The sequence below is a fragment of the Nonomuraea sp. NPDC001684 genome (assembly GCF_053596515.1).
This window is the reverse complement of record NZ_JBSFGJ010000322.1, coordinates 1-10,733: the sequence shown is the minus strand read 5'-3', so window position 1 is coordinate 10,733 and position 10,733 is coordinate 1. Positions and strand designations below refer to the sequence as shown.

Annotated in this window: 12 protein-coding genes and 1 pseudogene; 8 read left to right on the top strand and 5 right to left on the bottom strand. The window is 73.5% G+C overall.

From position 1 onward, the window contains the following. The 6 genes and pseudogenes from ACWCSD_RS37615 to ACWCSD_RS37590 all read left to right on the top strand — a co-directional run. Positions 1–592, top strand: a pseudogene (locus ACWCSD_RS37615) (hypothetical protein); the annotation flags it as partial. Continuing rightward, the gene (locus ACWCSD_RS37610; RefSeq protein ID WP_449922098.1) at positions 589–1,866 is read left to right on the top strand and encodes a hypothetical protein; all 1,278 of its coding nucleotides are present in this window, start codon (positions 589–591) and stop codon (positions 1,864–1,866) included. The pseudogene ACWCSD_RS37615 and the gene ACWCSD_RS37610, both read left to right, overlap by 4 nt. Continuing rightward, positions 1,863–2,249, top strand: coding sequence for a FixH family protein (locus ACWCSD_RS37605; RefSeq protein ID WP_387673911.1), 387 nt, complete (start codon positions 1,863–1,865; stop codon positions 2,247–2,249). The genes ACWCSD_RS37610 and ACWCSD_RS37605 overlap by 4 nt, the downstream gene beginning before the upstream one ends. Positions 2,250–2,294: 45 nt before the next feature. Then, positions 2,295–2,903 (top strand): helix-turn-helix domain-containing protein, encoded by a 609-nt coding sequence (locus tag ACWCSD_RS37600; protein WP_358302609.1) that lies wholly within the window; start codon positions 2,295–2,297, stop codon positions 2,901–2,903. Further along, on the top strand, positions 2,900–3,100 hold the full coding sequence (locus tag ACWCSD_RS37595) for a ferredoxin (RefSeq protein WP_387649181.1): 201 nt from the start codon (positions 2,900–2,902) through the stop codon (positions 3,098–3,100). The genes ACWCSD_RS37600 and ACWCSD_RS37595 overlap by 4 nt, the downstream gene beginning before the upstream one ends. A 1-nt stretch (position 3,101) precedes the next feature. Continuing rightward, positions 3,102–4,373 carry a cytochrome P450 gene (locus tag ACWCSD_RS37590; protein WP_449922095.1) on the top strand — a complete coding sequence of 424 codons (1,272 nt, stop codon included), beginning with the start codon at positions 3,102–3,104 and terminating at the stop codon, positions 4,371–4,373. 36 nt (positions 4,374–4,409) lie between these two features. Here the strand turns inward: ACWCSD_RS37590 and ACWCSD_RS37585 are convergent, their stop codons facing one another. Then, a complete protein-coding gene (locus tag ACWCSD_RS37585; RefSeq protein ID WP_449922093.1) occupies positions 4,410–5,183 on the bottom strand; it encodes a methyltransferase domain-containing protein in 774 nt (257 codons plus the stop codon). A 121-nt stretch (positions 5,184–5,304) separates the two neighbouring features. Further along, positions 5,305–6,423 carry a methyltransferase gene (locus ACWCSD_RS37580; RefSeq protein ID WP_449922091.1) on the bottom strand — a complete coding sequence of 373 codons (1,119 nt, stop codon included), beginning with the start codon at positions 6,421–6,423 and terminating at the stop codon, positions 5,305–5,307. Between the two features lie 306 nt (positions 6,424–6,729). Between ACWCSD_RS37580 and ACWCSD_RS37575 the strand changes: the two genes are divergently transcribed. Further along, positions 6,730–7,779 (top strand): hypothetical protein, encoded by a 1,050-nt coding sequence (locus ACWCSD_RS37575; protein ID WP_449922089.1) that lies wholly within the window; start codon positions 6,730–6,732, stop codon positions 7,777–7,779. An 8-nt stretch (positions 7,780–7,787) separates the two neighbouring features. On the opposite strand, the gene ACWCSD_RS37570 is transcribed toward ACWCSD_RS37575, so the two are convergent. The 3 genes from ACWCSD_RS37570 to ACWCSD_RS37560 all read right to left on the bottom strand — a co-directional run bounded on the left by ACWCSD_RS37570 (position 7,788) and on the right by ACWCSD_RS37560 (position 9,515). Further along, on the bottom strand, positions 7,788–8,243 hold the full coding sequence (locus ACWCSD_RS37570; RefSeq protein WP_352354937.1) for a MarR family winged helix-turn-helix transcriptional regulator: 456 nt from the start codon (positions 8,241–8,243) through the stop codon (positions 7,788–7,790). Between the two features lie 7 nt (positions 8,244–8,250). After that, positions 8,251–8,427: a hypothetical protein gene (locus ACWCSD_RS37565; RefSeq protein WP_397158339.1), complete on the bottom strand. Its 177-nt coding sequence runs from the start codon at positions 8,425–8,427 to the stop codon at positions 8,251–8,253. Positions 8,428–8,681: 254 nt separating this feature from the next. Further along, on the bottom strand, positions 8,682–9,515 hold the full coding sequence (locus ACWCSD_RS37560; RefSeq protein ID WP_397158341.1) for an SAM-dependent methyltransferase: 834 nt from the start codon (positions 9,513–9,515) through the stop codon (positions 8,682–8,684). A gap of 210 nt (positions 9,516–9,725) precedes the next feature. Here ACWCSD_RS37560 and ACWCSD_RS37555 point away from each other — a divergent pair. Beyond that, positions 9,726–10,733, top strand: a 1,008-nt coding sequence (locus ACWCSD_RS37555; protein ID WP_449922086.1) for a CoA transferase, incomplete at its 3' end; no start/stop codon positions are given.

The window sequence follows — 10,733 nt, the reverse complement described above, 5'->3', positions numbered from 1 at the left end:
CTCGCTCGGGCGGCTGTTCCCGGCGCTGGCCGGGCTCGCGTTCGCGGCCACGCTGGTGTCGCTGTTCCTGTCGTACGGCGACGCCCTGCAGTACCGGTCCGCGCGCGTCGTCGAGGCGTTCTCCAGCGTGGACGGGCCGGGCGCCGAACATCTGGCCACCTCCATGGTCATCAGCAACGTCGTCCTGCTGGCCCCGGTGCTGCTGGTGGCCCGGCGCTGGAACCTGCCGTTCGGCGCGGTGACCGTCATGTACACGATCGCCGTCCTGATGCCCGGCGCGCAGACGGCGTTCGAGAACGCGCCGACCCTGCTCACGTTCGTCGCCGCGGGCCTGGCGAGCGACGTGCTGATCCGCCTGCTGCGCCCGTCCGGCGCGCGGCGGGGGGCCTACTGGGCCTTCGCCGGGCTGTCGGCCTTCGTCACCTGGTCGCTCTACATCGGGGTCGCCTCGGCGGCCGGGGGCGGGCTGCCCGCGGTGCCCGAGCTGTGGACCGGCGCGCCGGTGGTGGCCGGGCTGATCGGCCTGGCGCTCGGGGCGCTGTTCCTGCCGAACGCGCTCCCCGCGGACGCGGCCGACGCCGGACGGGCATGATCCGGCCGCTCCGGGTCCTGTGTCTCGTCGCCGTACTCCTGCTCGCGGGCGCCGCCCCGGCCGCGGCCCACAACGTCACGGCCGGGGCGGACCTGCGCTTCGCCCAGACCATCGCCGGCGCCGAGCTCACGGTCGTGATCAAGGGCACGTCGCGGGTGCCGGGGCCGCTGCAGATCGGCGTGATCGCCTACGAGCCGGCGACCGGGCCGCCGATCGGCCTGGAGGTGCGCTCGGTCGAGGACGGCCACAAGGCGACGGCCACCGCGCAGCCGTCCGCGACCCCCCGGTACGTCAGGATCACGGTCGAGCGCACCGGGCCGCACGAGCTCAGGCTGACGGCGGGGGGCGAGGTCGCCGTGCTGCCGTTCCGCGTCCTGGTGGACCGCGGCTCCGCCGGCGAGTTCCTGATCTACGGCGGCCTGCTGGTGGCCGGGCTGCTGCTGGTGGGCGGCCTGCTCACCGGGGCGCTGTCGCGCAGGGCCCCGGCGATGCTGCTGGCCGGCGGCGCGGCGGCCGCGGTGACGGTGGCCGCGATGGTCGTCGTGTTCGAGCCCTCGCTGCCGCCCCCGCCGCCGGACGGCGCCGCCCCGGCGGTGAACACGACGGCCCTCGGACGGCCCTTCGCGCGGGGACGGGTGACGACCGTCCCGGCGCGTCCGGCGACCGGCGAGGAGTTCACGCTGCGCCTGGACCTCACCGACGGCTCGACCGGGCATCCGGTGGACGACCTCGTCCTGCACCACGAGGCGCTCGCCCACCTGGTGGTCACCAGCGAGGACGGCGCCTACTTCCGGCACCTGCACCCGCTGCGCACCGCGCCCGGACGGCTGGAGGTCCGGCTGCGCGCCGACCGGCCGGGCCGGTTCCTGGCCTACGCGGAGCTGGAACGCGAGGACTCCGGCGGCCAGCTGCTCGACGGCGAGTTCCGGGTCGCCGGGCCCGCGGTGGCCGCTCCGCCGCCGGTAGCGCCCGGGACGGGGGGCACGCCGGTGGTGCGGCCGTCCGTGCCGGTCGCGGGGCGTCCGGCGGCGATCGAGGTGGGGCTCGGGGTCACGCCGCGGCAGTGGCTGGGCATGTCGGGGCACCTGATCGTGCGCAGCCAGGACGGCGCGTTCCTCGGCCACGTGCACGAGATGGGCGCCCCCGCGCCCCGGCTGCGCTTCACGTTCAGCTTCCCGGCGCCGGGCCGCTACCTGGCCTGGGCCCAGTACGCGGCCGCCGACCGGATCGTGACCGTGCCCTTCACCGTCGAGGTCGCGGAGGCTCTCCGATGAGGCGGATCCTGGCCGTCGCCGCGCTGCTGGCCGCGGCCCTGGCGGTGTTCCTGTACGTGCGCGGCTCGGCGCCCGGCCCGCTCACCCTCACCAGCACCGGCGAACGGTACGCCGTCACCGTCGTGGTCCCGAGGCCGACGACGGGCCGCGTCACGGCCGAGGTGCGGGTGACCTCCGGCGACCCGCACACGGTGGCGCTGTCCACGGTGATGCCCGGCATGGGCCACGCCACCCCGGAGATCGTCGCCGACCCGCGGCAGCCGGGCCGTTACGTGGCCGAGGGCGAGTTGTTCCCGATGGCCGGGGTGTGGGAGCTGTCGGTCCGGCTGAGCGGCGCGGCGGGAGAGGAGGTGCTGGTGGTGAAGGCGCCGATCACGGGATAAGGGGCCGCTCTTGACGTATGAAATGAACGATCTTTTAATTCGTCCATGGGACGTATCGCCGGCGTCACCGCCGCCGAGACGCGGGAACGCCTGCTGCGCGCCGCCGCGGACGTCTTCGCCAGGCGCGGCTACGACGGCACCCGCGTCGCCGACATCGCCGCCGCCGCCGGGGTGAGCAACGGCGCCCTGTACGCCCACTTCGGCTCCAAGGCCGGCCTGCTCGTGGCCGCGCTGGGCGCGCACGGGCGGCGGCTGATGGACGGCCTGTTCGCCGACGACCCCGACCGGCCGGTCGCCGACCTGCTCGTCGCCGCCGGCCGCCGGCTCCCCCGCCCCCTGGACGCCGGCGGCGACCTCGTCGTCGAGGCGCTGGCCGCCGCCCGCCGCGACGAGGACGTGGCCCTGCCCATGCGGGACTACGTCGGCGAGCGCGCCCACCGGCTGGCCGGCCTGGTCCGCGCCGGCCAGGACGGCGGCGAGCTGGACCACGCCCTGTCACCGGAGGCGATCGCCCATTTCTGCCTCCTGCTCGCGATGGGCAGCGCGCTCATCGCCCCGGACCCCCACCAGGTGGACGAGGAGGAGTGGGCCAGGCTGCTCATCCGCGTCGTCGCCGCCCTCTCCCCCGCCCCACCGCACGAAGGAACGCCGTGAGAGTACAGATCGACCCCGAGCGCTGCCAGGGACATGGCCGCTGCTACGACCTCGCCCCCGACCTGTTCGGCGAGGACGACGAAGGTTACGGAACGGTCCTCGGCGACGGCCAGGTGCCGCCCGGCCAGGAGCGCACGGCGCGGCTGGCCGTCTCCAACTGCCCGGAGCGGGCGATCGACCTGCTCGGGGAGGCGTGACATGAGCGTGGACGAGCGCTTCGTCAAGAACTTCGGCGAGCCGGGCGACGGCGAGGAGCTCGGCACCCGCAGCGAGATCGTCACCGGCCCGGTCTCGGACTGGGCCACGGACTTCTCCCACCTGGAGCCGGAATGGGCCGCCGACCCGTACCCGATCCAGGACGACCTGCGGCGGCGCTGCCCGATCGCGCACACCGACCGGTTCGGCGGCGGCTGGCTGCCCACCCGCTACGAGGACGTCGCGGCCGTCGCCTACGACACCGAGCGGTTCTCCTCGCGCTCGATCATCATGAGCAACTTCCGGCCGCCGCGGGAGAGCGCGCCGGTGGGCGGCACGCCGCCGATCTCGTCCGACCCGCCCTTCCACCACGACGCGCGCAAGCTGCTGCTGCCCGCGTTCACCAAGACGGCGGTGGCCAGGCGAGAGGAGTCGACGCGGGCGCTGTGCCACGAGCTGATCGACGCCCTGGAGGGCCAGGACGTCGTGGACGCCGCCCGCGACTACGCCCAGCACATCCCGATGCGGGTGATCGCCGACATGCTGGGCTTCCCGCCCAAGGACGGCCCGCGCTTCCGCGAGTTCATCGAGAACGCCCTGGAAGGCGTCAACCTGCCGCCCGAGCAGCGGACCGCCAACATGGGACGGCTCTTCGACTACCTGCTGGACCAGATCCGCGACCACGTGCAGCACCCGCGCGACGACCTCACGACGTACCTCGTCGAGGCCGAGCTGTACGGCCACAAGCTGGAGGCCGGGCACGTGGCGGGCACGATCGCCCTGCTGCTGATCGCCGGTATCGACACCACCTGGAGCGCGATCGGGGCGTCCCTGTGGCACCTGGCCAAGACCCCCGCGGACCGCGAACGCCTGGTCGCCGAACCCGCCCTCCTGCCCACCGCCATGGAGGAGTTCCTGCGCGCCTACGCCCCCGTCACCATGGCCCGCCTCGTCAAAGACGACATGCACTGGAACGGCGTCGACATGAAAGCCGACGACTGGGTCCTGCTCTCCTTCCCCGCCGCCAACCGCGACCCCGCCCACTTCGACCACCCCGCCGACATCCGCATCGACCGCGAAGTCAACCGCCACGCCGCCTTCGGACTCGGCATCCACCGCTGCGTCGGCTCCCACCTGGCCCGCATGGAACTCCGCACCGCCCTGGACGTCTGGCTCCAGCGCATCCCCGCCTTCACCCTCGCCGACCCCGACGCCGTCACCTGGGCGACGGGCCAGGTGCGCGGCCCCCGCACCCTTCCGCTCCGCATCACCTGACCCTCGCCCGCCCCTGGCCCCCGCCAGGGGCGCCGATCACGCGGCTTCGGCCGTCACCAGGAACAGCAGGGCCGAGGCCAGGAAGGGGCGGCAGCGCAGGTCGTCGAACCACTCCTCGGCGCCGGGTTCGAGATATCCGGCGCCGACGGCCCTGACCAGGTTGCGGCGCAGGCCGAGGACCTGGTCGGCGGTGGCCAGGTCGCGGAAGACCGGCGCGACCGTCGCCACCGACCGCACCGTGAGGCCCGCGCCCTCGCACAGCCGGGGCAGGCTGCGGCCGAGCGTGCCGTGCCGGATCATCTCGGTGGAGATGAACCGGGCCAGCGTCCGGCCGACGTCCGGGCGCGGGGAGTCGACGAGCATGCCCTCCCAGTCGGGTTCGGCCATGACGATCCGCGCCCCTGGGCGCGCCACCCGGCGGAACTCCGCCAGCACCCGCGCCGGGTCGTCCACGTGCTGCAGCACCCGGTCGGTACGGGCCCGGTCGACGCTCCCGTCCTCGAACGGCAGCTCGTGCACGTCTGCGGAACGCACCTCGACCTGGGGACGTCCGGCCAGACGGGCGGCCGCCTCGGCGACCATCGCCGGGGCGCGGTCGAGGCCGATCACCCGTCCGGCAGGAGTGACGGCGTCGGCCATGGCGGCGAGGTCGGTCCCGGGGCCGCAGCCGAGGTCGAGCACGGTCTGTCCGGGCCGCAGGTCCAGCAGTTCGAGGACCTGCCGCTTGTAGCCCCTGCCGACGTCGGTCGAGGCGACGTGGTCGAGGTAGGCGATGGGGTCGGGACGGGAGGCGGGATCAATGTCGATCATGAACCCAGCCAACCAGACGGGTTCGCAGATCCCAGGGACACCAGGTGAAGGTTCCGTGCACCCGGGCCCCTCCTTCCGCGCGCGGAAGGAGGGGCCCGGCCGGGCGCGGGTGGAGGGGGGGTCAAGTGCGGCGGAGGCGCCACAAGGAGGTGGTTTCGGTGCTGCGGGCGGCGTGCAGGGGGTCGGTCCGGTCGGAGGCGCGTGGGTGGCGTGGCCGGGTGCGGAGCTGGTCGACGACCCGTAGGCCCGCGCTCGCGAAGGCGGACAGCAGTTCGGCACGGGTCCGTAACCCCAGCCGTTCGGCCAGGTCCGACAGGATCAGCCAGCCCTCTCCCTCCGGGGTCAGGTGCTCGCCGAGCCCGTCGAGGAAGCCGCGGAGCATCCGGCTCCCGGGGTCGTAGACCGCGTGGTCGAGCGGCGAGGCGGGCTTGGCCGGGAGCCAGGGCGGGTTGCAGACGACGAGCGGCGCGCGTCCCGGCGGGAAGAGGTCGGCCTCCAGGACGTCGACCCGGCCGGACAACCCCAGCCGTCGCACGTTGTCGCGGGCGCAGGCCACGGCGCGCGGATCGCGATCGGTGGCCACGACGCGCTCGACGCCTCTGCGGGCGAGGACCGCGGCGAGCACGCCCGTCCCGGTGCCGATGTCGAACGCCCCCGCGCGCGAGACCAGCGGGGCCGCGGCCACCAGGTCGACGTACTCGCCGCGCACCGGTGAGAAGACGCCGTAGTGGGGGTGGATGCGGTCGTTCAGGGCGGGCACCTCGACGCCTCGCCTGCGCCATTCGTAGGCCCCGACGATGCCCAGCAGCTCACGCAGCGAGATCACCGAAGCCTCCGTCGCGGGCCCGTAGACCTGCGCGCAGGCGCTCCGCACGTCGGGGGCGCGCCGCAGGGGGACGCTGTGGTCCGGGTCGAGCGGCACCAGCAACCGGCCCAGCGTGACGGCCCGCTGGGAGCGAGCCTGCCGGTGCTGGTGGAAGGCCCGCGCGGGCGAAGACCCGGTCGCGGGGGTGGGTGGGCGGTGGTCGGCGCGGCGGGTCATGGCGCGCAGCAGACGGCGGGCGGCGTGGAAGTCGCCGCGCCACAGCAGCGCGGTGCCCTCGCAGGCCAGCCGGTACGCCGTGGCCGCGGCCAGGCGCTCGTCGGCGATCACCACGCGCGCGGGCGGCGGCGAGCCGTTCTCGGAACGCCAGCGGGCCGACCGGGCCTCGCCGTCTTCGGTCCAGCGGATCTCGAGCACTCAGGGCTCCTCATGATCGAACCAGTGATGGCCATGAGAAGCACTTCGACGCGGAGAGGGTCAGCCTGTGGCGGCCTCCCGCGAGGAAGTGCGCGCCGGGGCGTCGCCGAGAACCATGCCGGGCGGTGGGAACGACATGATCAACCTCCTCGCGGTGCTGGGAACCCCCTCATCCTAGCTTCACCGGCGGACGTCGAGCACTGTCAGCTTCCTCCTGACCGCGTTTCGAGGACAGATCCGGTCGAGCCGGAATACGGTGGGCCGTTGACCATCGGCCAACGCCCGCAAGCCCTACGGAGTCCCTCCATGCGTACCGCAGCGGCAGTCCTCTCCTTCGTGCTCGCCCTCGCCCTTCTCCCCGTCCAGCCGGTGACGGCCACTGTGACGGCCACCGCCACCACCGCCGCCTCGCCGCTGCCGGGCGGCAAGTCCACCTTCGTCGTCTCGCAGGGCCATCTCCAGGCCGCCTCCCGGCAGAACTGGGTGCGCCTGGGCACGTACCGCTTCGCCGCGAACGGCACGGTGAGCGCCGCCCTGTACCTGTGGTGGCAGCGCTTCCCCAAGGCCAGGCAGCGCACCGGCACCGTGCCCGACCCGAGCTGCACCACCAAGGCCGGCGGCGTCTCATCGCGGCCGCGCGGTTGCGAGGTGCTCACCGCGGGCGGCTACACGGGCGGCCCGAGCGAGACCCGTACGGGGACGTACACGCTGGCGGGCAACGTGCTCACGATCCGATGGAAGATCGCCCAGACCTGGACCGAGCAGTGGTACGTGCGCACCTCCCCCGACGGCAAGCTGGCCCGCCTCGACCTCAAGGGCAGCAGCCTGGCCACGCACGGCTACGGCTACGGCAGCAACGCCGCGATCGGCACCCGGCGCGCGATGAGCTCGGTGCGGGCCTTCCCCGGCTCGCTCAGGCAGGACCTGACGAGCTGGGCGAGCGGCACGCTGGTCAACTCGGCGAACCAGCCGTTCGGCCACTCCTCCTTCCGCGCCTGCAAGTCGACCACCTCGTGCCTGACCTACCTGCAGCCGTCCTCGCAGGGCGCGTGCCAGAAGTCGGGCGGCTGCCCCAAGTACGGCGGCGGCACGAAGGCCAACGTCAGCTCCATCCAGTACTACCTGACGACGATCTCCAAGTCCGACCGGCGTGACACGCTGTGGCACTGGTGCACGTGCCTGGCGATGGAGCGGCGCGAGTTCTGCTACACGGGCAACTCGCACGTCAAGCCGCTGATGCAGATCATCGACGACACGGGGGCCTTCCGCGGCTGGGTCGGAGTGGAGGCGTCGTTCTCGACCGGTTCGCGGGCGACGGACATGCTGGCGGTGCTGCGCATCTCCGACTTCCGCTGACCGCCGCGTCAGGAGCCGGAGCGCAGGTCCTCGGCGGCCTCCTGGTAGGCGCGGGCGGCCCGGTCGAAGTAGTCGTAGAGCACGTCGAGGTGCTCGGCCGGGTAGCCCGCGAGGATGTCGCCGATCTTCTGCCGGACGGGGGCCATGACCGCGTCGAGCTCGGCGGGCTTGCCGACCGGCTCGACGATCACCTTGCGGCGGTCGTCGGGGGCTGGCACGCGGCGGACGTATCCGGCCTGCTCCAGCCGGTCGATCAGCCGGGTGGTCGGGCCGGTGGTCAGGCCGGTGCGGACGCCGAGCTCGCCGGGGGTCATCGGGCCGGCCAGTTCGAGGATGTTCAGGGCGTACAGGTCGGTGGCGCCCAGGCCGCAGGCTTTGGCGCCGGCGTGGCCGTGCAGCATGACCGCGCTCAGGTAGCGGCGGTAGCGCCGGCCGGCGTCCGACGGGTCGGGGGTGTTCGGCACGCGGTCCTCACTTCCTGTCCTCCTTCTTGGGGAAGATAAATCCTCCAAGAAGTAACTTCTTCTGCGAAGTTACCACGCGGGAGACGCGCAGGCGTCCCAGCGCGAGCAGGACGAGGGTCGTGAGCACCACGGCGGTCAGCAGCACGGCCAGGTTCAGCGGCGTGCGCTGGAAGCCCAGCGCCACGATCAGCGTGTTTGCGCCGCCGGGCGGATGCGAGCTGCAGGCGGGCGGCGGGATCGCAGGAGCCGCGGCGGCGGAAGGCGGCCGGGAACGTCTCCGCCACGATGTCGTCGGCGGCCTGCGGGCCGAGCCGGCGCGGGGACGTTGAGGTGGATCCGCCGGACGTGGCGGTAGAACAGCGCGGCGCCGTCGTCCGCAGGGCCGCGTCATCGTTCGCGGCGGGTGGCCAGGAGGCCGCGGGGCCGTGCGGTGGAAGGTCAGGGGATGCGGGCCACGGCTCCGTAGTTGCCGGACGAGGCGGGGGCGTCCGCGCAGGCCAGGTCGCCGTCGGCGGGACGCCACTCGGGCACCCACACCAGCCCCGGTTCCAGCAGGTCGAGACCGTCCAGCAGGTCCGCGACCTCGGCGCGGGTGCGCACGTTCAGGCCGGGCAACGTCATGGCCAGCATGCCCCGCACGGCCGGGGCCAGCTCCCCCGGCACGCCGTCGAACGTGATGTGCAGCAGCCCGAGGAAGCTGCCCTCGGGGACGGCGTGCCGCAGCCGCTTGACGACGGTACGGGCGCACTCGTCGTCAAGGCTGTGGGCCGACAGCAGCAGCACCGCGATCGGCCGGTCCCAGTCGAGGAACGTCTGCACCACCGGGTCGCCGAGCATCTCGTCCATCTCCCGCACGTCGCCGTCGACCACGCGCACCAGGTCGCAGAAGGGCTCGATGGTGGCCTGGGCCAGCGTCAGGGCCATCGGGTCGCTCTCGACGTACACGACGCGGACGTCCGGGCCGGGTGAGGTCAGGCGGGCCACCTCGTGCAGGCGGCTGCCGCCCGAAGGGCCGTTCGGCACCCCGCTCCCCACGATCATGAATTGGTCCACGCCTTCGACAGCGGCCAAATGACGGATCACCCGCGACAGGTATTCAAGAACGGCACGGGCCGCGGTGGTGGCGACGGGAGTTACTTGATCGAAATGGCGCACCAGGTCTCTGTCGGCGAGGAAGTTGTTCTTCCCACCGGCGGCGGCGTCAAGTATCCGCGTGATCCTGGCGTGCGCCGTGCCAAGCCTGGCCAAGTTACGGACAGCACGCTGGCGCATGAGCGTTGCCCCTTTCCCCTCGCCGCCACCCTCTTGCGGTAGGCGATCTTTGGACTTCACTCGTGACTCAGACCATATGTTCCAACAATTCCAGTTAATGACAATGGGGCAGACCGGTTATTTCGGGAAATGTTTGTTACCAGAACTTCCGGACTAGATCATCAGGCCGCCGTCCGCGCGTAGGATCGGCGGATCGACATGGAGGTGGCCGTGGCGGAGGAGCCTGTCGCACCGCTGGCCGGGATGCGGATCGTGGAGCTGTCCAGCTTCGTCGCCGCGCCGCTCGGCGGGATGACGCTGGCCCAGCTCGGGGCGGAGGTCGTCCGGGTCGATCCGGTCGGCGGCGGGCCCGACGCGCGGCGCTGGCCGCTCGCGCCCTCCGGCCGCAGCCTCTACTGGGCGGGGCTGAACAAGGGCAAGCGCTCGGTCACCGTCGACCTGCGTTCGGCCCGGGGGCGCGCGCTGGTGGCCGACCTGGCCGTCGCGGCGGGCACGGTGCTCACCAACGCGCCGCCCCGGGCCGGGCTGTCGTACGAGGAGCTGGCCGGGCGCCGTCCCGATCTGGTGTACGCGCGGCTGCTCGGTCACCGCGACGGCCGTCCCGCCGTGGACTACACGGTCAACGCCGGGCTCGGCCTGCCGTACGCGACCGGCCCCGCGGGCCACGACGGCCCGGTGAACCACGTGCTGCCGGCCTGGGACGTCGCCTGCGGCCTGTACCTGGCCGTGGGCCTGCTCGCGGCCGACCGCCACCGGGCCGCGACCGGCCGGGGACGCCGCCTCGACGTGGCCCTGCACGACGTCGCCCTGGCGACCATGGGCAACCTGGGCTTCCTGGCCGAGGCCCAGCTCCGCGGCGCCGGCCGGCCGCGCATCGGCAACGACCTCTACGGCGACTTCGGCCGCGACTTCGCCACCGCCGACGGGCGGCGGCTCATGGTCCTGGTGCTCACCGAACGCCACTGGCGCGACCTGGTCGCCGCCACCGGGCTGTCGCGCGTGGTGTCGGCGCTGGAGGAGGCGCTGCCCGCCGACTTCCGCTCCGAGTCCGACCGCTACGCCCACCGGGAGGCGCTGGGCGGGCTGCTCGCGCCGTGGTTCGCCGCGCGTACGGCGGCCGAGGCCGAGGAGGGGCTGAGGGGCACGTCGGTGCTCTGGTCGCGGTACCGGACGCTGGAGGAGCTGGCCGCCGGTGGGGCGGCGGGGCTGCGCGCCGAG